This window comes from Cupriavidus laharis (assembly GCF_914271435.1).
Classification (GTDB): domain Bacteria; phylum Pseudomonadota; class Gammaproteobacteria; order Burkholderiales; family Burkholderiaceae; genus Cupriavidus; species Cupriavidus laharis.
In genome coordinates, this window is the sequence record NZ_CAJZAI010000003.1 from 545,358 (window position 1) to 569,697 (window position 24,340).

The following is a 24,340-nucleotide window of genomic DNA, read 5'->3' on the forward strand; positions in this document are numbered from 1 at the left end:
AAGCACCATACGCTAGCGAACAACAAGCACCCAGAAAGGTGCACTTCAGGAGACAACGTTGCGCCCCCATCGCAGACAATTCCTCGCGACCGCCGTCGCCAGCAGCGCCTGCGCGCTGGCCGGGCCACTTGCTCGCGCCAGCAACGGCCAGGTCATCCGGATCGTGGTCGGCTTCACTGCCGGCGGTGCGGTCGATGTGGTGGCTCGTGCGCTGGCAGAAGGCATGCGCGCCTCTGGCTACACCGCTGTGGTCGAGAACAAGGCCGGCGCCTCGGGCCAGCTTGCCAGCGACGCAGTGGCCGCGGTGCCGGCCGACGGCGCCACGCTTCTGTTCACGCCTGCCACAAGCCTCACGCTCTATCCCCATACGGCCAAGGACCTGCGCACGCAGGTCAAGGACTTCATCGCGCTTGGCAGCGCCTGCGAATTTGACTTTGGCATGGCAGTGGCGCAAAGCTGCCCGGCCAGGACACTCAAGGACTTCCTGGCGGTGGCCAAACGCGACAGCCGGTTCGGCGCCTATGGCACGCCAGGCACCGGCACCGCGATGCATTTCCTCGGCGCGATGCTGGCCAAGGCCTCGGGCGTGCCGCTCACGCATATTCCCTACAAGGGCGGCTCGGCGGCAATGACCGACGCCATCGGCGGCACGGTGCCGTCGCTGATCACCACACTGCCCAACCTGGTGCCGGCACATGAGTCCGGCAAGCTGCGCATCCTGGCATCGACCGCCGACAAGCGTGCGCCCGATCTGCCCGAGGTGCCGACCTTTGCCGAACTTGGCTTTCCGGGGCTGTCCATCACGGACTACTTCGCTGTGTTCGCCCGTACCGGCACCCCGCCAGACGCGAGTGCGAAGCTGAGCGCAGCAGTGGCTGCTTCGGCGACGCGTCCAGCGTTCATAGCGACACTGCAGAAGTTGGGCTACCGCCCGAACGACATTAGCGTCGACGCGCTGCGTGCGCGCATCGCCAGGGACCAGGCCCGCTGGGCATCGATCGTGAAGTCCAGCGGCTATACGCGGGACGCCTGAAAATCTGGAAACCCATTCATGCCGCAACGCCGAAACGTCATCGTCATCATGTCGGACGAGCACAACCCCGCCTACATGGGCTGCTCGGGCCATCCTTTCATCCAGACACCCAACCTCGACAGGCTTGCCGCCGGTGGCGTGCGCTATGCCAACGCCTATACGCCCAGCCCTATCTGCGTGCCGGCCCGGGCTGCCTTTGCCACCGGGCTGCGCGTGCACCAGACCGGCCACTGGGACAACGCCTTGCCCTATACCGGCACGCCGCGCGGCTGGGGCCACGTGCTGCAGGATCAGGGTGTGCGCGTGGAAAGCATCGGCAAGCTGCACTACCGTTCCGAGGATGATCCCAACGGCTTCGACCGCGAGCACATCCCGATGCACGTGGTGGGCGGCTACGGCATGGTGTGGGCGTCGATCCGCGACCCGTACATCCAGCGAGAAGGCGCCAAGCGCATGCTGGGCGAAACCGTGGGCGCGGGCGAGTCGCCCTATACCGCCTATGACCGCTCGGTGACGCAGACCGCCATCGAATGGCTGGAGGGCGCGGCGCAGGACGATCGGCCCTTCGTGCTGTACGTGGGGCTGGTCGCGCCGCATTTCCCGCTCATCGCCCCGCCGGAATTCTTCAACCTGTACCGGCCGGAACAGATCCCGCCGGCCAAGCTGCATCCTTCCACCGGCTATGCGCGGCACCCGTGGGTGCAAGCCTACGCGGCCTTCGAGCGCAGCGAGGAACGATTCGCCAGCGAAGCCGAGCGGGCCGATGCCTTCCTGGCCTACTACGGCCTATGCAGTTTCCTTGACCACAGCGTCGGCCAGATCATGACCGCCGTGGAGGCATTGGGCCTGGGCGACTCCACCCATATCGTCTACACCTCGGATCACGGCGACAATGTGGGTGCGCGCGGGCTGTGGGGCAAGTCGACCCTATACCAGGAGAGCGTGAGCGTGCCGATGATCCTGGCGGGCCCCGGCGTGAAGCCCGGGGTTTGCGAAACGCCGGTCGACCTGCTCGACTTGTTCCCGACCATCCTGCAAGGGGCTGGTATCGATGCCGGGCCGGAAATGGGGCAGCGTCCCGGCCGCTCGCTGTTCGAGTTGGCCGAAGCGCCCGCCGATCCGGAGCGGCCCATCCTCAGTGAATACCATGCCGCCGGCAGCAACACTGCGGGCTTCATGTTGCGCAAGGGGCGCTGGAAGTATCACCATTACGTCCGCTTCGAGCCGGAGCTTTTCGACCTGGAAACCGATCCCGAGGAAACGCGAAATCTCGCCGCGGACCCCGTCCATGCTGGCGCACTGGTGCGGATGCGCGCGGCGCTGTACCAGATATGCGATCCGGAGGCGCTCGATGTGCGCGCCAAGGCGGATCAGCTTGCGCTGGTGGAACGCGTCGGGGGCACGGAAGTGGCATCCGGTATTGGCGCCACCGGCGCCACCCCGGTGCCGGTCACTGGCAACGGCATCTGTGTGGCGCCGGCGACGAACGACACCATCGATTCGCAAAGCCACAGATTTCGTAGTTGAAGGGTATTGGCCAGAAAGCATTCGTCTATGCACTTTCGCACGTCTGGCGTGGGAATCTTCATCCGGAATTCGACCGGTCACCTATATTGAGCCTTAGCCGCATGACAAGGGAATCAATCAGTGCGCCATGTTGCGAGAGTGCGAATGAAAATTCCCGGCTGTTGCGAGTCGGCGGTCTCTCACCGTAGCACTAGCGAATGCCCCACAGAGCAACCGTGGTCACTCTCCCAGGCTTATTGCATTGCGCCAGAACATGGCTGTCTCCCCGGAACAATGAAATCTAGCGACCATCGGAAACCGAATCGAGGTAGAGAGCAACGGCGCTCTCCGGTGTGGGAGACTGGCAAGCTAAGCGGATTGTCTCGACGCAAAGTCATCTGGGGTGCGTTATGCATGGGCGCATGCGCAGCCATCGGCGGTGGGGTGTCGCTCATCCTCGCCAGCCGGAGCCCCGGTCACCCGCGGGCCGTTGAAGGCGACGGGGTGGACGGACCGGAAGGCATGGTCTGGATCCCCGGCGGCGTTTTCCTGATGGGGAGCAACCACAAACTAGCCCAGCGTAACGAGCGCCCGGTGCACAAGGTACGCGTGCATGGCCTCTGGATGGATAGCACGCACGTCACCAACGTCCAATTCGCCAAGTTCATTCAGGCGACGGGTTACGTGACAACTGCGGAACGTAAGCCGGACTGGGAAACGCTACGTGTGCAGCTTCCTCCCGGCACCCCGATGCCGCCCGAAAGTGTGTTGGTACCCGGTGCGATGGTATTTGTCGGCACGGATCGACCGGTGTCTCTGGACGATTACGCCCAGTGGTGGGCCTACGTTCCGGGGGCAAACTGGCGCCACCCGCAGGGACCGCAGAGCACCATAGAGGGCAAGGAGCACCATCCGGTCGTGCAGGTTTCATATGAAGACGTGCTCGCTTATGCAAAGTGGGTGGGCAAGCGACTGCCGACAGAAGCGGAGTGGGAATTTGCTGCCCGAGGCGGGCTCGAGCAAGCGACCTACGTCTGGGGTGACACGCTTACTCCGCAGGGCAAGGCAATGGCAAACATCTGGGAAGGCAAGCAGGAGCGCTTCCCGGTAGTCAGCCCGAAGGCCGGGGGTGCAACCGGCACATCGCCAGCGAGAACATTCCCGCGCGCGGCGAGATCCGGCATCAGTACCACCATTCGGTGGATATTGTCCCGACGATCCTGGAGATTGCTGGGCTGGAGATGCCAAAGGTCTACCACGGCGTGGAGCAGTATCCGCTGAGCGGTGTCTCGATGCGCTACACCTTCGACGCCAAACCGGATGGCCCGACGAAGAAGCACCGCCAATATTACGAGCTCTTTGGCACGCGTGGCCTATGGGAGGATGGCTGGAAAGTCTCGTCGGTTCACTCACCGCTGGCAGGGAAGGGCCATTTCGACCAGGACGCGTGGGAGCTGTATCACGTGGATGTCGACCGGGCCGAATCGAAGGACCTTTCCAAGGAAAATCCTGAAAAGCTCCAGGCGCTGGTCAAGGCATGGTTCGAAGAGGCCGACAAGAACCACGTGCTGCCGCTCGACGACCGGACGCCGCTTGAGATCCTCGCATTGGAACGGCCATCGGAAGAGCCGGCGCACGAACGCTATATTTACTATCCCGATACGGCGCCAACACCCGAGTCGGTGGCGGTCAACGTCCGAAACCGCTCGTACAAGATACTTGGGAACATTGAGGTGACCGATCCCAATGCGTCGGGTGTGATCTTCGCTCACGGATCGCGCTTCGGTGGGCACACGCTGTTCCTGAAAAACAGGAAACTCCATTACGTCTACAACTTTCTTGGCATCAAGCCCGAGCAGCACCTGGTCTCGAAGATCGACGTGAAACCAGGCAAGCATACCGTCGGCCTCGAGTTCATCCGGGAAAAGGCTGGAGAGCACGGCGAATCGGTCGGCAAGGCGAAGCTTTACATCGATGATCAGGTTGTCGCGGAAGGTCCGATGAAGACGCAGGCTGGCAAATTCACCCTCAGTGGGGACGGCCTGTGTGTTGGCTACGACAGCGGCGATGCGGTAAGCCAGGAATACAAGTCACCCGCCAGGTTCAAGGGTGGAAAGATCTTCGGTGTCGCTGTCACCGTGGAGAAGGCCCAATACGAGGATCTTGAGAAGGAAGCAAAGCGGCTCCTAATGAGGGAGTAGTGCTACCGCCCTTTCCACGCGCGCAAGAAGACAGGGAAAGTCATGCATACCAAGCGAGACACGATCGGGTCTGCCTCGGACGCCTGCAACCCCACGCGGCGCGAATTTCTGGCGCTGGGCGCTAGCGCTGCAGCGCTTGGCGCCCTGGGGTGGTCCCGATACCTCGGTGCCCAGCCACGAGATGCATGGAACGGGGGCCAGTTGATGCACCTCATTCCTGCCGCAAGCCACGAACGATTCCTGATCAAGGCGTCGTTCAAGGGGCCGCTTCAGGCAGCGCCGCACCTTTCGGTCGATGGCAGACTTTTCGACGGTGTGCAAACCGACCCCGAAGGACGTTTCTGGCGTTTCGATGCGACATCGCTCAGGCCAGGAACGCAGTATGAGCTGCGGATCGTGGACGCCGGCGGCGGACCACTCTGCGACGCATGGCCACTGAAGACCTTTCCGGCGCCGGACGCCGCGCCCGGCCGGATGCGCATCCTGGCCTATACCTGTGCCGGTGGTTACGACGGCCAACCACTGGTGGAAGGGCAGACGACCTGGCTGGACATGGGGGCGCGACGCCGGCTGCTGGCGCGCGGCATGTCGTTCCGTCCCGACGTGGTGATCGCTAACGGCGATCACATTTACTGGGACCAATTGACCTGGCTGAACAAGGGGCTAGAGTTTGCGAAACACGTGCGGGAGCGGTTCTGGGACAAGTTCGGCGGCCCATTGGATCTTTCGGTGCCGATGCTGCATCCGAGGAACCGCCCGATCTTCCTTGGCGTCTGCGACTACCAGATTCCGGGCCTCTATGGCACGACGTTGCGATCGACCCCGGCCTTTTTCCTCACCGACGACCATGACAACTTCGAGAACGACGAGTTCGACGCGGCGGTAGCGGCGTTACCCCCGGACACGTACGGCACCCTCGGCGCTGAGCAAACGCAGCGTCTGTATTACCCAGAATTCCTGCCCGATAAGAACCGGCCCGAATGGCTTCCCGGCGGCGAAAAGGCCGGCGCGCCGGCAGGCACGAACATCTGCTTCGGTACGTTGCGTTACGGGAAACTGCTGGAAGTCGTGCTATACGATTGCCGACGCTATCTTGACCAGAAAGGGATACACGCCAAAGTTATCCCGCAATGGGTGGAAGACTGGGTGATTGCGCGGACCCGGGCGGAGGACACTGTCCATTTCATGCACTGTCCGTCGCTGCCATTTGGCTACTCCTCCGGCAAGCTGGGGGACTGGTATCCCGACACCCTCGATGAAAAGATAGGCAAGCTTGTGTTGTACCGGCCAAAGGCCGGGTGGCAGCGCGGCTGGCTCGCACAGCATCAGCGCCTGATCGCGGCGCTGGCGGCGCAAAACAAGCGCCAGCCGGTCATCATTCAGGGCGATTTTCATGCCTCATCCGCCGGCAAGATCGTGCGCTCGGGTGAACTCTCGCTCGCACATCCCGTGCATGCCATTCTGACCGGCACCCTGGGCACGGGCGACATGGCGTTCCCGTCCTCATTCCGGAAAATGGAATCGTCCCCATCGCAACTGGTAAGCATGGATGAAGCGCTCAGGCCCACCGAGAAGAACGGCTTTACGGTCATCGATGTCACCCCGGACAGGCTGCGATTCTCAATGTTCCTGTGGCGTCCGCCTCAACCCCTCGAACAGATAGATACGATGAGGCCTGCGCTGGTGTATGAAGTGCCACGCAAGGATTCGTGATGCAGAGAGAGTCTCAAAATTGCGGCGTCGCTCGTCCGCGCGTGCGCACCGGCCAGAGCATGGGTGCACATCCGGCCGTACTGTCTGAGCATGCCGCTATCCCAGTCCTCAATGACGGCCGATATCTTCATGTCGTGCAACTGCCGGATGTAGAAGTCCCGGCCGACCTCCACCCGCAGACTGCAAACTTCAGCCAATCGCCACTTTCAAAACCTCCGTCAGCCAATCGCTGAAGGCCAGGAGTCGGCGCGACAGGTGTCGGCGATGCGGATAGACCAGTTGGACCGAGATCGATGGTACTGGCCACGCTTGCAGCACCTCGACCAACTCGCCCGCCGCCAAGTGCTCCTTGACGTCGAAAGCCGGAATCTGGATCAACCCCAGCCCGGCCAGGCAACTGGCGATGTAAGTCTCGGCGTTGTTCACCACCACCATGCCATCCATCTGCAAGGTCCGAGGCGACCCGTGCTCCATCCACTCCCAGGGTACGACGCGGCCGATTGTGGGGGAAGCGTAGTTCACGGCGTGATGCCTGGGCAGATCGGCAGGCGACCTGGGCACGCCCGATGGACACGCCGTTCTTCCATGGTCAGGAGAGCACCGACGCACAGGCTTATCACAAGACCGCCGCGGCGTTGTCTCCGTTCAGCAAGACCGGGCTGACCGACATCGAGGACGTAGTGCCCTTCATTCGCCATCTGGTGAGCGACGGCTGGTGGATCACCGGGCAGACCATCCTGATCAACGGCGGGTACACGACGTAGTAAGCCGGACGCCGTGATGCCCCGCTTCTGACGGAAGAGGCGGCCGGCGATCCTGTTTGAGAAGTCCCTTGCAATGAACCGCTACCAGCCGCAGCTCGATGCGCAGCGCCAGCTCTTCCTCACGGATGTGACCAACCGCCGGCTGGCGGCTGGGCCAGCTTGACCGTATCTGGCTGAGCCACATGGCAGCGCCTCCGGTGGCGGCGTCAGTCCAGCGTGACCCCGGTATCGGCGGTCAGCTTCAGCACCACCGGCAAGTAGGCCGTGTAAGCGCTTGCGGCCTCGGACGGGGTATTGCCGACGGGCTCGGCGCCCATGTCCTCGATCCGCTTCGAAAAAGCCGGGCTTTTCACCAGCGCGCTGACTTCGCGCCCCAGGCGGTCGATGATGGGCTGGGGCGTCCTGGCCGGCGCCATCAGCGTGATCGGCCCGGTCAGCCGGTAGGCATCGTCGGGATAGCCGGCCTCGGCAAAGGTGGGCACATCGGGCAGTGACCTGGCGCGGCGCGGTCCGGTCACGGCCAGCGGTCGCAGCCTGCCACCAGCGAAGTGCTGCTGCAGCGCGGTGACCGAGCCCACCGTGACGTTGACCTGGCCGGCCAGCAGGTCGGTCACCATCGGCCCCTCGCCACGATAGGGCACGTGCAGGATGTCGACGCCATACTTTTTGGCCATGTAGGTCTGGATGGTATGCGGCTGGGTGCCTGGGCCCCAGGAGCCCATGCGCAGCTTGCCGGGTTCCTTCTTGGCGTAGTCGATCAGCTCGGCCACGGTCCTGGCGGGGACGGCGGCATTGACCGCCAGCACCGTGCGCGCGGTGGCGATGTCTGAAATCGGGCGCAGGTCGGTGCGCGGATCGTAGGGCAGCTTCTTGTACAGCGCCAGGTTCGACGTGATCGGACCGGGAATGGTCAGCAGCAGGGTATAGCCGTCGGGCGCCGCCTTGACCGCCTGGTCCGTGCCGATGATGCCGCCCGCGCCGCCCTTGTTCTCGACCACGATGGTCTGGCCCAGCTGCTTGCCGAGACCCTCCGCCAGCGCGCGCGCCAGCGTGTCGGTCAGGCCGCCTGCCGGGTAGGCCACCAGCAGCCGCACGGGCTTGGCCGGGTAAGCATCCTCGGCGCTTGCGCCAAATGGCTGCAGGCACAGGGCCGCGGCGGTGATCAGCACGGCACGCCGCCCGCGGACAAGGGTGCGGTTTTTCATGTCTTGTCTCCTTTTCGAATCTGTGTCCGATGCCGGAGAACCTTATGGGGGGCACGCGGGAGGGGTCAATACGATGGCCTATATTTCCAATATGTGGAAATTGATTCCGCTTTTTGACACTGGATGGCGTGCTGTCCAGACTGGGTAAAGAGGAAAACGCCATGAACCTGCCAGTCGAACAATTCATTGCCGAACGCCGCCGCGAGGATCCGTCTTTCGGTGGCCTGCTGGCCAAGGGCTTTGCCCTGCTGCGCTGCTTTATCGACGAGCCGCGCCCGCTCGGCAACGGCGAGCTGGCGCAGCGGCTGCAGCTGCCGCGCGCCACCGTCTCCCGCATCTGCCGCACGCTGTTCGAGCTGGGCTACCTCGACTGGGATCCCAAGCTCGACAAGTACTTCGTCAGCGCCCAGGTGCTGGCGCTGGGCTATCCATACCTGACCGGGCTGCAAGTGCGCCACGTGGCCCGTCCGCTGATGCAGGCGCTGGCCGACCGCATCGAGGGCGCGGTGTCGATGGGCGTGGCGCACCGGCTCGACGTGACTTACCTGCAGTCCTGCACCTACAACGAGGGTACGCCGGCGCGGCCGGGCACCGGCGCCGTCCGCTCGGTGCTGAGCACGGCCATGGGCCGGGCTTACCTGTGCACCTTGTCGAAAGGGGAGTTCGAAGGACTGATGGTGGCCGCCCGCGAGGAGCGGCCCGAGGAATACGCGGCGTGCTACGACACGCTGTGCCACAACGTCGCGCATTACCCCAAGCGCGGCTTCGCGCTCAACGAGGGTGATGCCGGCATCGGTGTGCATGGCGTGGGCGTCTATTCGCGCATCAGGTACCTGAACCGCCCGCTGCTGTTCAACTGCGCCGTGCCCGGCTCGCAGGTGAAGCGCGGCATGATGGAAAAGAAGGTGGCGCCGCTGCTGATGGAGATGGTCCGCTCCATCGAGGCCGCCACCGGCCTGCGGCAATAGCCCTGGCAGGCCGCACCGAAACTATCTGGAAAACAACACCGGAGACTGTAATGCGGTTCACTAAACCAACGTCGTTCCCGCGAAGGCGGGAACCTATTGATGTTTCCAGAATTCATGACAACGCAAAATATTCGTCGTCCCCGCGCAGGCGGGGACCCAGTGACTTTTTGTCCCCCTTCGGGGGACTTGTAAGACGCTGGATTCCCGCCTTCGCGGGAATGACGGTGGTTGCTTTGATGTTGTCGTGAAATAGGGAAAGCTCAATAGTGACTTCATCCCCGAAGGGGACGTGAAAGACGCCGGATTCCCGCCTGCGCGGGAATGACAGCAGCGGTTGATGCTTTAACTGAACGGCAATTACACCGGAGACTGCCCCATGGTTGACCTGAATTCCCTGCTGTACCCGCGTTCGATCGCGGTGGTCGGTGCTTCCACCCAGCCGGACAAGGTGGGCGGCATGCCGATCCGGCTGCTGCGCGAACTGGGCTATGGCGGACGCGTCTACCCGGTCAACCCCTCCGCCGCCGAAGTGCAGGGCCTGCGCGCCTATGGTTCGCTGGCGGACATTGGCGAACCCGTCGACCTGGCGATCGTGGCGGTGCCGGCCAGCGCCAGCCAGGACGTGATGGCGCAGCTGGCCGGCAACGGTACGCGCGCGGCGGTGGTCTTCACCTCCGGCTTCGCGGAAGCCGGGGAGAGCGGCGTGCGCATGCAGGACATGCTGGCCCGCAGCGCGCGCAATGCCGGCGTGACGTTGCTGGGGCCCAACTGCCTGGGCGCGATGAACCTGCGCGAGCGCATGTTCGCCACCTTTTCGCCGATCCCGCTCAGCGGCGTGCCGCCGGTCGGCGAAGTCGGGCTGGTGAGCCAGAGTGGCGCCTTCGGTGCCTATGCCTATGCGCTGGCACGCGAGGCGGGGCTGGGCCTGAGCCACTGGGTCACCACCGGCAACGAGGCCGGCCTGCAGGTGGCCGACGTGATCGAGTGGCTGGCCAATGATCCGAACACCCGCGTGATCCTCGCCTACATCGAAGGCTGCCGCGACGGCCAGCGCCTGCGCCAGGCGCTGGCCGCGGCGCGCGCGGCCGGCAAGCCGGTGGTGGTGACCAAGGTCGGCACCACCGCGGCCGGCGCGCGCTCGGCTCAGTCGCACACGGCCAGCCTGACCGGCGAGGATGCGGTCTACCAGGCGGTGTTCGATGCCTATGGCGTGCACCGGGCCCATACGCTGGAAGAATTCTTCCGGCTGGGTTACGTGCTGTCGCGCGGGCGGCGGCCGGCGGCCTGGCAGCGCCCGGAAGGCAGCGGCGCCGCCGCGGTCACGCCGCTGGCGATCGTCACCGTGTCGGGCGGCGTGGGCATCATGATGGCCGACCGTGCCGAACAGCTGGGTTTGCCACTGCCGCCGATGCCGGAGGACGCGGCCGAGGTGCTGCGCACAGCGATCCCGTTCGCCAGCACCGCGAATCCCATCGACGTGACGGGGCAGGTGGTGGCGCAGCCGCGCGTGTTCATGGATGCCATCGCGGGCGTGGCGCGCAGCGGCGCCTATGGCTGCGTGGCGGCCTTCCTGGCCGGTGGCGCCAATGCGCCGCGGCTGTGGCCGGAGTTGCAGCAAACCATCGGTGCGTTGAGCGAGGAAGCGAATGCCGCACCGCTGCTGCTGGCCGGCATCGTCGACGACGACAAGCGCGCATGGCTGGAAGCACGCGGCTGCCTGGTGTTCCGCGAACCGGGCCATGCAGTCGAAGCCGTTGCCACGCTGGCGCAGGCGGCGGCGCTGGAATCCGCGCGGGATACATCGTCCGAGACCGGGCCGCGGCGCGAAGCGCGACTGCGCGACCTGCCGCCCGAAACCACGGCGCTGTCCGAGTATGAGGCCATGGGTTTGCTCGCCGACGCCGGCGTGCCGGTGGCTCCGCACGGACTTGCGCGCGATGCGGACGAGGCGGTGCGCATCGCCGAGGGTCTCGGCTATCCCGTGGTGGTGAAGCTGTGCTCGCGCGAGATCCTGCACAAGAGCGATGTTGGCGGCGTGGCCCTCAATCTTGCCGATGCGCAGGCGGTGCGCGAGGCCGTCGCCCGCATGGCGCAGGCGGTGGCGCATGCGCGTACCGATGGCGGTGCGCCGGTGCCGTTCGAAGGCGTGCTGGTGGCGCGTATGGTGCGCGGCTGGGGTGAGGTGATGGTTGGCGTGCGGCGCGACCCGGTGTTCGGGGTGGTGGCGCTGGCGGGCATCGGCGGAACCGCCGTCGAGATCTTCCGCCAGACCGCTTGCGGGCTGGCGCCGCTGTCGCGCGCACAGGCGCGCGCGATGCTGCGTGACAGCCGTGCCGCCGCGCTGTGCGAGGGGCATCGCGGCAACCCCGAGGTGGACCTCGATGCCGCCGCGCAGGTGCTGGCCACGGTATCGCAACTCGCCGCCGAACTGGGCGAGCGCCTGGACACGCTCGAGATCAATCCTTTCATCGTCACCGCGCAGGGGCTGGTCGCCGCCGACGCGGTGGTCACGCTTCGCCCGGACCATCGCACCGCTTCATAGCGATGGCTCGCAACGTGGGGGACAGGATGCCTGCACAGACGGGCGCCGCCCCGCGGCAAGACGCAGTACCTCAACAAGACTGGAGACAAGCATGCAAATGCACACGCACTTGCCGGCGCGGCGCATGGCGCTGCGCGGACTGGGCGCGCTCGCCGTGGCGCTCTGCGGGGCGGCATTCCCCGCCCACGCCGGCCCCTATCCTGACAAGCCGATCCGGCTGGTCGTACCGTTCCCGCCGGGCGGCGGCACCGACGTAGTCGGCCGGCTGCTGGCGGCGGGCCTGTCGAAGGAACTCGGCAAGACCGTGGTGGTAGAGAACGTGGCCGGCGCCACCGGCACCATCGGCTCGGCACAGGTCGCGCGCGCCGCGGCTGACGGCTACACGCTAGTGCTTGGCATCTCGGCCACGCATGCGATCGCACCGGCCATCTTCCCGAAGCTGCCCTATGATCCGCTGCGCGATTTCGTGCCCATCAGCCGGCTCTTCTACGGCGGCAATGTGCTGATCGCCGGCCCCGGCTTTACCGGCCGCGACCTGCCCGCGCTGATCGCCGCGGCCAAGCGGCCAGGCGCCGACCTGACCTACGGCTCATGGGGCAACGGCTCCGGCGGCCATCTCGCCGGCGAAAGCCTCAACGTGCTGGGCGGTATCCACCTGCGCCACGTCCCCTACAAGGGCGTCAGCCCGATGCTGACCGACGTGATGGGCGGTACGCTGCCCGTGGCCATGTCCGATCTCGCCGGCACGCTGCCGCTGATCCGCAGCGGCAAGGTGCGGGCGCTGGCCGTTACCGGCTCCGAGCGCTCGCCCGCGCTGCCCGACGTGCCGACCTTCACCGAAGCTGGCGTGGCGTTCGGCGTGGACAGCTGGTTCGCGCTGTTCGCCCCCGCGCGCACGCCGGCCGAGATCGTCGACAAGCTCGAACGTGCCACCGTCGCAGTGATGCGCGACCCAGCCATCAAGGCGCAGGCCGACGCGCTCGGCATGCGCTATAGCCCCCAGCCGCGCAGCGCCTTCGCCGCGCAGATGCGCAGCGATGTGCCCGCGTGGGCCGCGCTGGTCAAGTCGAGCGGCGCGGCACAGGAATGAGCCGCTACGCGTTCCCATTATTGATGTTTCCAGAATTCATGACAACGCAAAATATTCGTCGTCCCCGCGCAGGCGGGGACCCAGTGACTTTTTGTCCCCCTTCGGGGGACTTGTAAGACGCTGGATTCCCGCCTTCGCGGGAATGACGGTGGTTGCTTTGATGTTGTCGTGAAATAGGGAAAGCTCAATAATCCCGCCGCTATTCCCGCCCATTTTCCGGAGCCCTGCATGAACCATCCCGCGCCACAGTTCTTCGCCGCACCCGTCTACAGCTCCAGCCAGGAAGCGCTGGTCGCTGCCGCCGCCATACCGCTGGTGATCTACGGCTATCCGCTGGTCGAAACGATCCGTACCTGCAAGGTGCAAACCGCGGTCAGCGAGGCCACCGGCTATGGCCGCGCCCCGGTCAACACGCTGTCGGCCAGCCAGCGCCAGTGGACGCATGAAGACCGCGACGTCGTCACGCCCGCCAACGACCTGCTGTACTTCTGCGGCTGGGCCAACCTCGCCGACGGGCCCGTCACGCTGTGCGTGCCGGCGCTGCCGCAGCGCGACCGCTACTACGTGGTGGAACTGCTGGATGCATTCACCAACAACTTCGAGAATCTGGGCCCGCGCAACGTGCCAGCCGAAGGCGGCACGGTGACGCTGGTCGGACCGGGCCAGCACGCGGAAGGCAAGCATGTCGTGGCCTGCCCGACCTCGCTGGTGTGGCTGCTGGGTCGCGTACTGGTGCAAGGGCCAGACGACCTGTCAGCGGCCCATGCATTCGAAAGCGGTTTTGCGCTCGACGCGCCGGGCAAGACCATGCCGCAATGCGTGCGCGACTGGCGCGATACCGGCAACGAGGCCCTCGACTTCTTCCAGAACCTGTTCAACGCGCTGCGCGAGTACCCGCCCGCCGAACGTGAACTGGGCGCGTTCACGCTGCTGCGCAAGGCCGGCCTGAAGCTGGAGGGCGAGATCGACGTCACGGCACTGCGTGCGGAGGTCCGCACCGGTCTGGAGAATGCGTATCGCCAGGCCATGCAGCTGATCGAGGCACATACGCGCAGCCAGGGCCGCAAGAGCTGGGGCTACAGCCTGAAGCTGGGCGTCTATGGCGACGACTGGCTGCAGCGCGCCTGCACCGCGATGAAGGGCCTCGGCGCGCTGCGCGCCGACGAGGCGATCTATGCGATGGCCGATTTCGACGCCGACAGCGAGCCGCTGCATGGGGCGCACGCGTACGAACTGCGATTCCCGCCTGGCATGCTGCCACCGGCGCAGGCGTTCTGGTCGGTGTCCCTGTACGGCGAGGATCGCTTCTTCAGCGCCAACGAGATCGGCCGCTACGCCGTGGGAGACCGCACGCCGGGCCTGCGCATGGAGTCCGACGGCAGCCTGGTCATCCCGATCTCGCACCGGCGGCCAGAACACGCCGACAACTGGCTGCCTGCACCCGCGGGCCCGTTCTACCTGATCCTGCGCCTGTACCATCCCGCGCCGGCCTTTATCGCGGGCGAGTACCGCATTCCGCCGGTGCGCCGGATTGCCTGAGGAGCGAGATGCCATGACAACATCCCACGCCGATTCCCGCACCCCCGCGCTGGCCCGCGAGGCCGTGCTGTACACGCTGCCGCTCTACGAAATGGCGCGCATGCGCGCCGCCACCTGCCCGCGCCGCCGGCGCGAAGGCGCCTTTGCCGACGCGCGGCCGGACGGCACGCTGCGCTGGGTCAACCAGTTCTTTCACACGCGCCAGCTACTCGGCCCGCAGCACCGGCAGGTGGTCACGCCCAACAACGACACCCTCTACAGCAATGCCTGGCTGGACCTGTCGCAGGGACCGCTGCTGCTGGAAGTGCCGGACAGTGCCCGCCGCTACTACGTGCTCGGGCTGCTCGATTTCTACACCAATCCCTTTGCCTACATCGGCAGCCGTACCACCGGCACGCAGGCCGGGCGCTTCCTGCTGCACGGTCCCTGCTGGCAGGGCGAAGCGCCGGCTGGCGCCACCGCCATCGCCTGTCCGACCGATGCGGTGTGGCTGCTGGGCCGGCTGCTGGTGGACGGGCCTGACGACCTGCCCGCGGTGCATGCGCTGCAGGACCGCATCCGGCTGACGCTGCCGGACGGCGGCGACCCGGTGCGCGCGTACGATGTGGGCATGCAGCCCAACGAACACCTCGGCGCGTCGCCGCAGCAGGTGCGGCGCTACGCCGAAGTGGTGAACCGCGCGCTGCGCGAGAACCCGCCGCCAGCCGCCGAGGCTGCGACCGTGCAAGCCTTCGCCGCGCTCGGCCTCGGTGCCGCATGCGAGGGCGTGCCGTTGGACGATGCACAGGTGGCGCTGCTGTCGGCCGCCCTGGAGCAGGTGCTGGCCGAACTCGCAAGGCCAATGCCATCCGCGCTGGGCGGCGGCTGGAGCCTGCCCGTCGAGATCGGCGCTTCGTTTGGCACCCGCTACGCCGAGCGCGCGCAGGTGGCGCGCAACTACATCGGCGCGCTCGGCATGGAAGAGGCCATGTACATCATCGCCGACTGCGACGCGCACGGCCGATCGCTCGATGGCAACGCGCCGCACGAACTGTTGTTCCCCGCCGGCCAGCTGCCGCAGGTGGGCGCGTTCTGGTCGCTGACCATGTACGACAAGGGCGACTGCATGCTGGTCGAGAACCCGATCGGCCGCTATTCGCTGGGCGACCGCTCGCCAAGCCTGCGCTATGAGCCGGACGGCAGCCTGCGTCTGCACCTGGGGGCCGTGGCGCCACGCGACGCCGCGCGCCACGGCAACTGGCTGCCGGCGCCGGCAGGGCCCTTCTATGTGGCGCTGCGGCTTTACGTGCCGGGCGAGGCACACCTTGGCAAGACCTTTTCGTATCCGAGCATCCAGCCCGCGGAGGCATGACGATGACTGCTGACAAGATATCGCGCAGGGACGCGCTGGCACGCGTGCGTGGCCTGATGCTGCTGGGCGCGGCGCCCGCGCTGGCGCCGCTGGCCGCGCTGGCGCAGGCGTATCCGGCGCGCACGGTGCGGCTGATCTCCCCGTATGGCCCCGGCGGGTCCAACGACACTTCGGCGCGGCTGCTGGCGGAAGCGCTGAGCCGCAAGTACGGCCAGCAGTTCGTGGTCGAGAACAAGCCCGGTGCCGGCACCCGGGTCGCCAATGAAACGCTGGCACGCGCGTCCCCCGACGGCTACACGCTGCTATGGGCCGCCGCGCCGTTCGCCATCAATACGGCGGCCGGGCTGCCGCAGCAATACGACATCCACAAGGACTTCGTCGCGGTGGGACCGCGCGTGCTCGGGCCGGTGTTCCTGATCGTCAAGGCGGATTCGCCGGCGCGTTCGGTTGTGGACTTCGTGAAGCTGGCGCGTGCGAAAGCGGACGGCGTCACCTTTGCCTCGCCCGGTGCCGGGTCCGGGCCGCACCTGACGGCGGAACTGTTCGGCGCACAGGCGAAGTTCAAGGTGCTGAACGTGCACTACCGTGGCGACGCCACGGCCTACACCGAGCTGCTGGCCGGCCGCGTCGACGCCACGCTCACCGCCATCACGACGGCGCTGCCGTTCATCAAGGCAGGCCAGCTGCGGGTGCTGGCGGTAGCGTCCGAGCAGCGCACGCCGGTCTATCCCGATGCGCCGACCTTCGCCGAGCAGGGCTATCCCGGCGTGACCGGCTACGGCTGGTTCGGCCTGGTGGCGCCGGCTGGCACGCCCGTAGCGGTCGTGCGCCAGCTTAACCAGGATGCCAGCGCGGTGCTGTCTGCTCCGGATGTGCGCAGCAAGCTGGCGGGGCTGGGATTGCAGCCCGAGCCGGGCGACAGTGCCGGCTTTGCACGCTTCATCGATGCAGAGGTGCGCAAGTGGGCGGCGGTGATCAAGGCCAGTGGCGTGGTGCTGGAGTAGGCCCCTGACAAGGCGGTGCCCGAGCGCTTGCGTAGGTCAGGCCCCCAGAAACAGCCGGCCTACCTCGGCATCACGGCTCAGGTCGGCGCCGGTGCCGGCCATGGCGAGCTGGCCGGCCACCAGGACATAGCCAAGGTCGGCAAAAGCGAGCCCCTTGCGGGCGTTCTGCTCGACCAGGATGATGGTCTTGCCTTCCTCTTGCTGCAGCTGGCGAAGCAGGGCGAACACCATTTCGATGTAGCGCGGCTCGAGCCCGATCGAGGGTTCGTCCACCAGCAGCACGGCAGGGCCCATCATCAGCGCGCGCGAGATCTCCAGTAGCCTGCGCTCGCCGCCGGAGAGCACGCTGGCGCGCTGGCTGCGGCGCTGAGCCAGGGCGCCGTGGCGCTGGAATATGCGCTCTGCCGCCGCGGCGGCAGAGCGTGGGTCACGCATCAGGTATCCGCCCATCAGGAGGTTTTCCTCGACCGTCATGTCGGGAAAGATCGAGCTTTCCTGCAGCACATAAGCCATGCCCGCATGCCGCAGCTTCTGCTCGGCGCGCAGGTGCGTGACCGGCTTGCCGTCCACGCTGATCGTGCCCGCCATGACCCGGGCCAGGCCGTAGATGGCGCGCAGCACCGTGGACTTGCCCGCGCCGTTCGGGCCGATCAGGCACAGCGAGCCGCCGCGCGCCACGCGCAGGCTGAAGCCGTGCAGTATCTCCATGCCGCCGTAGCCGGCCACGAGGTCGTCGATCGCGACCATCGGCGCGCCGCCGGCCAACTGCTCGAGCTGCGCAACGGTCGGCCGTGGCCGCGACAGCGCGGTGGCGAGCGTGGCGGCCGCCGCATGCGCTGGCGGTTGCGCCATCGGCGGCGCCGTGCCGTGTATCGCGTTCACGGTTGCGCTCCCAGGTAGGCCTCGATCACCGCGCTGTCGGCGGTGATCTGCGCCGGCGAGCCCTGCGCCAGCACCGTGCCATGCGCAAGGCAATAGACGTAGCCCGCCAGCTGCATCATGACCCGCATATTGTGCTCGATCACCAGCAGCGTGATGCCGAGCCGCGCGTTGATGTCCCGCAGCAGCGCTATCAGGCTGTCGATCATCACCGGGTTCACGCCAGCGGTCGGTTCGTCGAGCAGCAGCAACTTCGGTTCGTTCATCAGGGCCATGCCGATCTCGAGCAGCTTCTGCTGGCCGAACGACAGGTCGGCGGCGCGCTGTTCCAAATGGTCCTGCAGGCCGGCAAGGCGCAGGACCTCGCGAGCCCGTTCCGTCACCGCCCGTGGCTGCCGCGTGCACATTGCGGCAAGGCCTTCGTGCACGTGAGGCACGCTGACCAGCAGGTTCTGCAGGCAGCTCATCTTGCCAAATACACGGGTCTGCTGGAAGGTGCGTGCCAGCCCCAGGCGCGCAATCTCCGGCACCCGCAGCCGCGAGATCTCGCGCCCGTCCAAGGCGATCGAACCTGCGTCGATGGGGTGGTAGCCGACGATGGAATTGAACAGGGTGGTCTTGCCGGAGCCGTTCGGCCCGATCAGTCCCACGATGCCGCCGTGCGGCACTGCCAGCGAGATGCCCTGGTTGGCGACGACGCCGCCGAAGCGCTTGGTGACGCCGCGCACGGAAAGCAAGTCGGTCATGGCGCGGCACTCCGCGTGACGCGGCGGCGGTTGGTGCTGGTCTCGCGCAGCCAGCCCATGATGCCGGTCGGGAACAGCACCACAATCAGCACGATCAGCACGCCCAGCGCTACGCGCTGCCAGTTCAGCAGGTACGTCCAGAACAGCTCCTGCGTCAGGTGGAACAGCGTGGCGCCGATCACCGGTCCCCACAACGTGCCCTTGCCGCCCAGGATCGCCATCACCACCATCCAGACCCCGAAAGTGGTGCCGGCGAACGCCAGTTCGCGCGGATCGATGAAGCCCACCAGGTTGCCCGTCAGCGCACCGGCCATGCCGAGGAAGAGGGCGCACACGCACCAGGCGAGGATCTTGTAGCGCGTGGTGTGCAGCCCGAGCGCCTCGGCCTTGTCTTCGTCGTCACGGATGGCGTTGAGCGCCAGCCCGAACGGACGCGCATAGAGCCAGCGCAGCGTCAGCAGGGTGACGGTGGCCAGCGCCAGCATCGCATAGTAGTAAAAAGGCTCGCGGCTGCCTGCCGCGCCCGGGAACAAGGGCAGCGTCATGCCCGACCCCGCGCCGATGAAATCCCAGCCGGCGGCGGCATCGGCAAAGGCGATGCCAAGGCCCAGGGTCCCGATGGCGAAATAGTGCCCGCGCAGGGCCAGTATCGGCGGTCCCAGCACGAGCGCAACCGCGATCGCCGCCAGCGCAGCCAGGCCGGTACCCGCCGCCAGGCCGGCGAAGTATCCCAGGCCGAGGTCTCGTTGTGCCACCGCGCAGACATAGGCGCCCACGCCGAAGAAGACGATGTTGCCGAACGAGTTGTAGCCCATCTGCCCGCCCATCACGTCCCACGTCAGCGCAAACAGTATCATCAGCCAGAGGAAGGTCAGCTGCGTGGTGATGCCGGCGAACAGCCATGGCGCCGCGAGCGCACCGATGCAGCCGGCGAGCAGGGCCAGCCAGGTGACCGGCGAGGCTGAGGCCACCGGTACATCCGATTCGAGCCGGCGTGTGCCGCGCAGGTGCAGGTTCATCGCAGGTAGCCTCGATGCCGGCGCAGCATCAGGTTGCGGCAGACCAGGATCACTACCAGCAGGGCATACAGGAATGCGGTCTGGTACTCGCTGCCGAGCAGGAAGCCGGCGTAGTTCTCCGCGATGCCAAGCCCGCCGGCGGCGCTCAGGACGGGGAGCATGCTGCCCAGGCCGGCAACCACCACGATCATGAAGGCGCGCACGGTATAGGGCAGGCCCAGGTACGGATGGATGATCCAGGTCATCGCCACAAGCCCGCCGGCCGCGCCACAGATGGCGGCATTCAGGGCGAAGGTGGTGGCGTAGATGCGATCTGTGTCCACGCCCAGCACGCGCGCGGCACGTGCGTTCTGCGCGGTAGCGCGGATTGCCCGGCCGCGGCGGGAGCGCCGCAGGAACAGCATCAGTGCGGCGCCCAGCGCGAGCGCTGCGGCAAACGCAGCCAGTTTCACCTTCGGCACCACCAGTCCGCCCGGCAGGAACAGGCTGCCGAAGCCCGCATCGAGCGTGCGCACGTCCGCACCAAAGGCCAGGTTGGCAAGCTGCTGCAGCACAATGCTCAGGCCGAAAGTGGCAAGCACCGAAACAAAGAGATCTCGCTCGACCAGCCGGAAGATGACGATGCGGTAAAGCCCCCAGCCCACGCCATACATCGCCGCCGCGGAAAGCGGTACCGCCAGTGGCACGGGCACGCCCCGGCCGACGAGCCAGATCACCATATAGCCGCCCAGCATCACCAGCTCGCCCTGCGCCACGTTGATGAGGTTCATCACGCCCCAGACCAGCGCCATGCCGTAGGCAGCCAGCGCGAAGACCGCGCCGGCCAGCAGGCCATCCACCACGAGCTGTGCATTCAGTTCCGGGCTCTGGAACAGCACCGTCAGGTCGGTCATCTGCAATCTGCATCAGGCCGCTGCGCAGCGGCTCACTCCTCGCGCTTTGCCCAAGTCGGTGCCGGATAGATGACCTTCGACGACGCCCACTTGCCCGGCGCGACCACCTTGAACTTGCCGTCCTGCACCTGGTACAGCACCATCGACTTGGCGACGTTCTTGCCGCTCTGGTCGAACTTGATCGGGCCGTAGAACGTCATCAGGTCGGCCCTTGCCAGTGCATCCCGGACCTTCTCGGTATCGAACGAGCCGGCGCGCTCGAAGGCATCGACGAAGGCCAGCACCGCAGCGGTGGACTCGGCTGCCTGGTATGGCGCCTCGTAGTGGTATTCCTTCTCGAAGCGCTGCGCGTACTGGTCGGCCGTGCCGAACCAGCGGTCCTTGTAACGCAGCGTGCGGTCCCATTGCGAGCCGCACACCACGTACTCTGCGCCCTTGCCGAATTTCTCGATGATCTGCGCGGAATCGCAATGGGTCAGCGCCAGCATCGGCACGTCGATGCGCTTCTCGGACACCTGCCGTACCGCCAGCGTCGCCCCCTTTTCATGGCCGGACACCACCAGGATGTCAGGCTTGAGCGCCTTCACCTTGGCCAGCGTTACCGACATGTCGTTCAGTTCGGGCGGCAGCTTCTCGTCGATCACCACCTGCATGCCCAGGCGCCTGGCATCCTCGGCCACGCCATCGCGCACGTCCTGCGAAAAGTTGTCGTTCTCGATGGCGATGGCTATCTTCAGGTCCTTCGGCGACTTGCCGGCGCGTTGCGCTTCTTCCGCGGCAAGGTTGATGGCGGCGCGCAGATAGTAGTCGGAGGTATTGAGCACCGCGAACATATAGCGGTAGCCCTGCGTGAACAGGTTGCGGTCCGCGCCGTTGCCCTCGACCATCGGAATCTTGTACCTCTCCGTGACCGGCGCGATGGCCTTGGTCAGCCCGGAGCTGTAGGGCCCCAGCACGAACTTCACGCCGTCCTGGTTGATCAGCCGCTCGGCCAGCTGCGCGCCCCGTGCCGAGGTGGATTCGTCATCGTAATAGAGGACCTTCAGCCGGTAGGCCTTGCCGCCAACCTTGACGCCGCCCATTTCGTTGACGCGTTTTACGGCAAGGTTGTAGCCGTCCTGCGTGTTCTTGCCGTTGGTGGAGTACTTGCCCGTCAGCGACACCGCAGCACCGAGGATGATGGTGTTTCCTTCCACCTTGGCAGTAGCGGGGGCCGAGATGGCCAACCCCAGACCGGCGAGGGCGCAGACGGCGGCGTGGCGTAAGCAGATAGCGGACCAGGCGCCGGCTGGTGAGCTTTGTGTGGATGCGTGTTTCATATCACCCCTCTCACTCTCATCAAGATAGGACTCATTTCGGAGTGGGGAAGTGCCGTATGTTGCGATTTCGTCACCTCATGAGTAAGCGTCTGCGCCGCCTGTCTTGAATTGCAGGGAAGTTGAATTGCAGCGAAGGTCTTGAGAGATCGTGTCCGCTTGACGAACAGGTGATGTCAAAGGCAGCAGTCTCGTCTTGCGTGACCAGACGGATCAGTCCGCCGAGGTACGGTACCATCGTCGTACTCACGCGCCGAGGAGCAGGAGATGCGGTTTCTCTGGCCACAAATGCTCTGGCTGCTGGCCTTGCTCCCCCTGCTGGCAGCCGCTTACCTGTACCTGATTTCGCGACGCAAGAAGATCGCCCTGTTGTACGGCAGTCTCGCGCTGACGCGTGCCGCGCTGGGTCGCAATCAACGGCTGCGGCGCCACATTCCACCACTGCTCTTCCTCGTCGCGCTGGGCGCCGCCTTGCTGGCTTGCGCCCGTCCTGTCGCGACCGTCACGCTGCCGTCTGACGCCATCACCCTGGTGCTGGCCATGGACGCCTCCCGCAGCATGGCAGCGACCGACGTCGCGCCCACCCGGATCAGCGCCGCCCAGCAAGCCGCACGGGATCTCATCGTTGGGCTGCCGGCCAGCGTGCGCCTGGGCATTGTCTCTTTCGCCGCCACGGCGATCGTAGTGCTGCCTCCCACCGACAAGCGGCAGGAGATGCTCGACGCGGTCGATCGCTTCCAGCTGCAGCAGGGCACGGCGACAGGTAGCGGACTGGTCCAGGCGCTGGCGGTGTTGTTGCCCGACGATGGCATCGACCTGGAAGCTATCCTCTTCAGCGGCGAGTCGCTCGCGCCCGGCACCGGCGGAAGGTCGCTGACGGAGGCCGCGGCGGCAGACGCCGTCCGCAAGCGCGAACAGGAGGGGCGGGCGGTGCAGCCGGGCTCTTACCGCCACGGTGCGGTGATCCTGCTCAGTGATGGCCGCCGCACCATCGGCCCGGACCCTCTGGACGCCGCGCGCATGGCCGCCCAGCGCGGCGTGCGCGTCTATACCGTGGGCTTCGGTGCACCGCAGGACGCGGGTACGGCAGTGTCGAGCCTGGATTACACCATGCAGCTGGATGAACCCACCTTGCGCGCCGTCGCGACGCTCACTGACGGCGAGTACTTTGAGGCTGGCTCGGCCGCGGACCTGAAGCAGGTGTATCGCCAACTGAGCGCCCGTTTTGTGCTGGAGCGCAGGGAAACCGAGATCAGTGCCTTGCTGGCGGCAGCCTCGGTCCTGCTGCTGGTGGCGGCGTGCGGGCTGTCGCTGCTGTGGTTTTGGCGGTGAACTGAAGCGCCAGCGGCCGGCTCGGCAGCAAAGCTGGGCTCATATCTTTGAATCCCGGCTGGCCCTCGAGATGCGGTTCAGCGCGAAAGCATCATTTGATCTATAATAAATCATCATTTGATACCGGGAGCCAAGGTGGTCGTAACGCCCGAACAAATCAGCGCGGTCATGGCGCTGGCGCCGGTGCCGCGCTCGTTTGCCGAGCTCGACGCGGCCGTGCGCGAAGGGCTGCCAAAGACGGCGCTGCGCGAAAGCGTCGCGCATGTCGCGCGCACGGTCGAGCAGCGGCGCGCCCTGATGGCCCGCATCGTGCCCGAGGCGACCTACAAGCGTCGCCGGGAGCGGCTGTCGCCGGATGAATCCGAGAAGACCGAGCGCCTTGCGCGGATCTTCGCCAGCGCCCACTTTGTCTGGGACGACGATGACGACGCCCGTGAATTCCTCAACACGCCGCATCCGCTGCTCGAAGGCCGTACCCCGTTGGACGTGGGCATGACGGAGTTGGGCGCGCGCAGGGTGGAAGAGCTGCTCTGGAAGCTGTTCTATGGGATTCCCGCCTGATGCGGATCTACCGCATCGCCGACAGCCGCCACCCCATCTGGACCGGCACTGGCGCAATGCTGGTCGGTGGGCGCTTCAACAGTCCCGGGCGGCCCGTGATCTACGGGGCGCTGACGTTTGCTGGTGCCATGCTCGAGGTGCTGGTCCATGCCCGCATCGGTAAGGTGCCGCGTCATCACGTCTGCGTGACCGCCGAGGTGCCAGGCGAGGTTTCGGCCGAGCGCGCCGAACCGTTCGCGCTGCCGGCGGGGTGGGACGCGCACGACGCGCTGGCTGTCGCGCGCGCGTACGGCGACCGCTGGCTGGAGGAAGGGCGGTCGGCCGTGCTCGTGGTGCCGTCCGTGGTGGCGCGTGCCGAGTGGAATGCGCTGGTCAATCCGGGCCATCCAGATGCTTCCAGCATCGTGGCGGGCGCCCCGGAGCCGGTCCACTGGGATGAGCGCCTTTTTCGATAGACCCGCAAGGTCCCGAAGCATGCTGCCGCTTCCAGTTCTTCCAGGATCAGCTCGTCAACGGCGACGCGCTGGACGTTTCTTCAGCCGCATCTCGACGCCCGCACGGCGTCAGGGGGTAGTCGTCCTTTTTGTGCAAAATATTACGGTTTCCCCGCAAAGCCTTTCTTTATAAGGCGCTCCGGGCAAAGCAGACAGCTGCCTGCTGCCCTCAAGTGACTTCGGG

At 66.1% G+C, this 24,340-nt stretch carries 20 protein-coding genes and 3 pseudogenes; 15 read left to right on the forward strand and 8 right to left on the reverse strand.

The annotated features are described in order from the left end of the window. The first annotated feature begins 58 nt into the window (after positions 1 to 58). From LDO29_RS09790 to LDO29_RS09810, 5 genes and pseudogenes are all read left to right on the forward strand, one after another. Positions 59 to 1,033, forward strand: a complete 975-nt coding sequence (locus LDO29_RS09790) for a Bug family tripartite tricarboxylate transporter substrate binding protein (protein WP_224079579.1) — start codon at positions 59 to 61, stop codon at positions 1,031 to 1,033. Between the two features lie 18 nt (positions 1,034 to 1,051). Then, positions 1,052 to 2,560, forward strand: a complete 1,509-nt coding sequence (locus LDO29_RS09795) for a sulfatase-like hydrolase/transferase (protein ID WP_224079580.1) — start codon at positions 1,052 to 1,054, stop codon at positions 2,558 to 2,560. Positions 2,561 to 2,953: 393 nt separating this feature from the next. Further along, a pseudogene (locus tag LDO29_RS09800) lies at positions 2,954 to 3,703 on the forward strand (SUMF1/EgtB/PvdO family nonheme iron enzyme); the annotation flags it as partial. 77 nt (positions 3,704 to 3,780) lie between these two features. After that, positions 3,781 to 4,740 carry a hypothetical protein gene (locus LDO29_RS09805; RefSeq protein ID WP_224079581.1) on the forward strand — a complete coding sequence of 320 codons (960 nt, stop codon included), beginning with the start codon at positions 3,781 to 3,783 and terminating at the stop codon, positions 4,738 to 4,740. Between the two features lie 42 nt (positions 4,741 to 4,782). Next, positions 4,783 to 6,453, forward strand: a complete 1,671-nt coding sequence (locus tag LDO29_RS09810; RefSeq protein WP_224079582.1) for a hypothetical protein — start codon at positions 4,783 to 4,785, stop codon at positions 6,451 to 6,453. On the opposite strand, the pseudogene LDO29_RS28275 reads toward LDO29_RS09810, so the two are convergent. Beyond that, positions 6,384 to 6,617: pseudogene (locus LDO29_RS28275) on the reverse strand (DUF2252 family protein); the annotation flags it as partial. The gene LDO29_RS09810 and the pseudogene LDO29_RS28275 overlap by 70 nt on opposite strands. A gap of 25 nt (positions 6,618 to 6,642) precedes the next feature. After that, entirely contained in the window at positions 6,643 to 7,062 is a 420-nt protein-coding gene (locus LDO29_RS09820; RefSeq protein WP_224079583.1) for a LysR substrate-binding domain-containing protein, read from the reverse strand. Between LDO29_RS09820 and LDO29_RS09825 the strand changes: the two are divergent. Continuing rightward, positions 7,017 to 7,217 (forward strand): annotated as a pseudogene (locus tag LDO29_RS09825) (SDR family oxidoreductase); the annotation flags it as partial. The gene LDO29_RS09820 and the pseudogene LDO29_RS09825 overlap by 46 nt on opposite strands. A gap of 206 nt (positions 7,218 to 7,423) precedes the next feature. On the opposite strand, the gene LDO29_RS09830 reads toward LDO29_RS09825, so the two are convergent. Then, the gene (locus tag LDO29_RS09830) at positions 7,424 to 8,422 is read right to left on the reverse strand and encodes a Bug family tripartite tricarboxylate transporter substrate binding protein (protein WP_224079584.1); all 999 of its coding nucleotides are present in this window, start codon (positions 8,420 to 8,422) and stop codon (positions 7,424 to 7,426) included. Between the two features lie 161 nt (positions 8,423 to 8,583). Between LDO29_RS09830 and LDO29_RS09835 the strand changes: the two genes are divergently transcribed. The 6 genes from LDO29_RS09835 (at position 8,584) to LDO29_RS09860 (ending at position 16,916) form a co-directional block, all read left to right on the forward strand. Continuing rightward, positions 8,584 to 9,390 (forward strand): IclR family transcriptional regulator, encoded by an 807-nt coding sequence (locus LDO29_RS09835; RefSeq protein ID WP_224079585.1) that lies wholly within the window; start codon positions 8,584 to 8,586, stop codon positions 9,388 to 9,390. 376 nt (positions 9,391 to 9,766) lie between these two features. After that, entirely contained in the window at positions 9,767 to 11,932 is a 2,166-nt protein-coding gene (locus LDO29_RS09840) for an acetate--CoA ligase family protein (protein WP_224079586.1), read from the forward strand. A gap of 91 nt (positions 11,933 to 12,023) precedes the next feature. After that, complete coding sequence (locus LDO29_RS09845; protein ID WP_224079587.1) at positions 12,024 to 13,022, forward strand: Bug family tripartite tricarboxylate transporter substrate binding protein; 999 nt, start codon at positions 12,024 to 12,026, stop codon at positions 13,020 to 13,022. A gap of 228 nt (positions 13,023 to 13,250) precedes the next feature. Further along, complete coding sequence (locus LDO29_RS09850; RefSeq protein WP_224079588.1) at positions 13,251 to 14,561, forward strand: DUF1254 domain-containing protein; 1,311 nt, start codon at positions 13,251 to 13,253, stop codon at positions 14,559 to 14,561. 13 nt (positions 14,562 to 14,574) lie between these two features. Beyond that, the gene (locus LDO29_RS09855) at positions 14,575 to 15,912 is read left to right on the forward strand and encodes a DUF1254 domain-containing protein (protein ID WP_224079589.1); all 1,338 of its coding nucleotides are present in this window, start codon (positions 14,575 to 14,577) and stop codon (positions 15,910 to 15,912) included. A 56-nt stretch (positions 15,913 to 15,968) separates the two neighbouring features. Further along, the gene (locus LDO29_RS09860; RefSeq protein WP_224079622.1) at positions 15,969 to 16,916 is read left to right on the forward strand and encodes a tripartite tricarboxylate transporter substrate binding protein; all 948 of its coding nucleotides are present in this window, start codon (positions 15,969 to 15,971) and stop codon (positions 16,914 to 16,916) included. 36 nt (positions 16,917 to 16,952) lie between these two features. On the opposite strand, the gene LDO29_RS09865 is transcribed toward LDO29_RS09860, so the two are convergent. From LDO29_RS09865 to LDO29_RS09885, 5 genes are read right to left on the reverse strand one after another with little or no spacing between them, the layout of a single operon-like run. Further along, positions 16,953 to 17,798, reverse strand: a complete 846-nt coding sequence (locus tag LDO29_RS09865; protein WP_224079590.1) for an ABC transporter ATP-binding protein — start codon at positions 17,796 to 17,798, stop codon at positions 16,953 to 16,955. Next, positions 17,795 to 18,541 carry an ABC transporter ATP-binding protein gene (locus LDO29_RS09870; protein ID WP_224079591.1) on the reverse strand — a complete coding sequence of 249 codons (747 nt, stop codon included), beginning with the start codon at positions 18,539 to 18,541 and terminating at the stop codon, positions 17,795 to 17,797. The genes LDO29_RS09865 and LDO29_RS09870 overlap by 4 nt, the downstream gene beginning before the upstream one ends. Continuing rightward, the gene (locus LDO29_RS09875) at positions 18,538 to 19,560 is read right to left on the reverse strand and encodes a branched-chain amino acid ABC transporter permease (RefSeq protein ID WP_224079592.1); all 1,023 of its coding nucleotides are present in this window, start codon (positions 19,558 to 19,560) and stop codon (positions 18,538 to 18,540) included. Before LDO29_RS09875 ends, LDO29_RS09870 begins: the two co-directional genes overlap by 4 nt. After that, positions 19,557 to 20,453 (reverse strand): branched-chain amino acid ABC transporter permease, encoded by an 897-nt coding sequence (locus LDO29_RS09880; protein WP_224079593.1) that lies wholly within the window; start codon positions 20,451 to 20,453, stop codon positions 19,557 to 19,559. Before LDO29_RS09880 ends, LDO29_RS09875 begins: the two co-directional genes overlap by 4 nt. Positions 20,454 to 20,485: 32 nt before the next feature. Next, complete coding sequence (locus tag LDO29_RS09885; protein WP_224079594.1) at positions 20,486 to 21,649, reverse strand: amino acid ABC transporter substrate-binding protein; 1,164 nt, start codon at positions 21,647 to 21,649, stop codon at positions 20,486 to 20,488. A 387-nt stretch (positions 21,650 to 22,036) separates the two neighbouring features. On the opposite strand from LDO29_RS09885, the gene LDO29_RS09890 reads away from it, so the two are divergent. From LDO29_RS09890 to LDO29_RS09900, 3 genes are all read left to right on the forward strand, one after another. Next, positions 22,037 to 23,101: a VWA domain-containing protein gene (locus LDO29_RS09890; RefSeq protein ID WP_224079595.1), complete on the forward strand. Its 1,065-nt coding sequence runs from the start codon at positions 22,037 to 22,039 to the stop codon at positions 23,099 to 23,101. 168 nt (positions 23,102 to 23,269) lie between these two features. Next, positions 23,270 to 23,662 (forward strand): antitoxin Xre/MbcA/ParS toxin-binding domain-containing protein, encoded by a 393-nt coding sequence (locus LDO29_RS09895; RefSeq protein ID WP_224079623.1) that lies wholly within the window; start codon positions 23,270 to 23,272, stop codon positions 23,660 to 23,662. Then, complete coding sequence (locus LDO29_RS09900) at positions 23,662 to 24,117, forward strand: RES family NAD+ phosphorylase (RefSeq protein WP_224079596.1); 456 nt, start codon at positions 23,662 to 23,664, stop codon at positions 24,115 to 24,117. The genes LDO29_RS09895 and LDO29_RS09900 overlap by 1 nt, the downstream gene beginning before the upstream one ends. Positions 24,118 to 24,340: the final 223 nt, after the last annotated feature.

Bases quoted from the DNA above. Each gene is read 5' to 3' on its own strand.
- LDO29_RS09795 (WP_224079580.1), top strand. From the start codon at position 1,052: ATGCCGCAACGCCGAAACGTCATCGTCATCATGTCGGACGAGCACAAC.
- LDO29_RS09805 (WP_224079581.1), top strand. From the start codon at position 3,781: ATGCCAAAGGTCTACCACGGCGTGGAGCAGTATCCGCTGAGCGGTGTC.
- LDO29_RS09810 (WP_224079582.1), top strand. From the start codon at position 4,783: ATGCATACCAAGCGAGACACGATCGGGTCTGCCTCGGACGCCTGCAAC.
- LDO29_RS09830 (WP_224079584.1), bottom strand. From the start codon at position 8,422: ATGAAAAACCGCACCCTTGTCCGCGGGCGGCGTGCCGTGCTGATCACC.
- LDO29_RS09835 (WP_224079585.1), top strand. From the start codon at position 8,584: ATGAACCTGCCAGTCGAACAATTCATTGCCGAACGCCGCCGCGAGGAT.
- LDO29_RS09840 (WP_224079586.1), top strand. From the start codon at position 9,767: ATGGTTGACCTGAATTCCCTGCTGTACCCGCGTTCGATCGCGGTGGTC.
- LDO29_RS09845 (WP_224079587.1), top strand. From the start codon at position 12,024: ATGCAAATGCACACGCACTTGCCGGCGCGGCGCATGGCGCTGCGCGGA.
- LDO29_RS09850 (WP_224079588.1), top strand. From the start codon at position 13,251: ATGAACCATCCCGCGCCACAGTTCTTCGCCGCACCCGTCTACAGCTCC.
- LDO29_RS09855 (WP_224079589.1), top strand. From the start codon at position 14,575: ATGACAACATCCCACGCCGATTCCCGCACCCCCGCGCTGGCCCGCGAG.
- LDO29_RS09860 (WP_224079622.1), top strand. From the start codon at position 15,969: ATGCTGCTGGGCGCGGCGCCCGCGCTGGCGCCGCTGGCCGCGCTGGCG.
- LDO29_RS09870 (WP_224079591.1), bottom strand. From the start codon at position 18,541: ATGACCGACTTGCTTTCCGTGCGCGGCGTCACCAAGCGCTTCGGCGGC.
- LDO29_RS09875 (WP_224079592.1), bottom strand. From the start codon at position 19,560: ATGAACCTGCACCTGCGCGGCACACGCCGGCTCGAATCGGATGTACCG.
- LDO29_RS09880 (WP_224079593.1), bottom strand. From the start codon at position 20,453: ATGACCGACCTGACGGTGCTGTTCCAGAGCCCGGAACTGAATGCACAG.
- LDO29_RS09890 (WP_224079595.1), top strand. From the start codon at position 22,037: ATGCGGTTTCTCTGGCCACAAATGCTCTGGCTGCTGGCCTTGCTCCCC.
- LDO29_RS09895 (WP_224079623.1), top strand. From the start codon at position 23,270: ATGGCGCTGGCGCCGGTGCCGCGCTCGTTTGCCGAGCTCGACGCGGCC.
- LDO29_RS09900 (WP_224079596.1), top strand. From the start codon at position 23,662: ATGCGGATCTACCGCATCGCCGACAGCCGCCACCCCATCTGGACCGGC.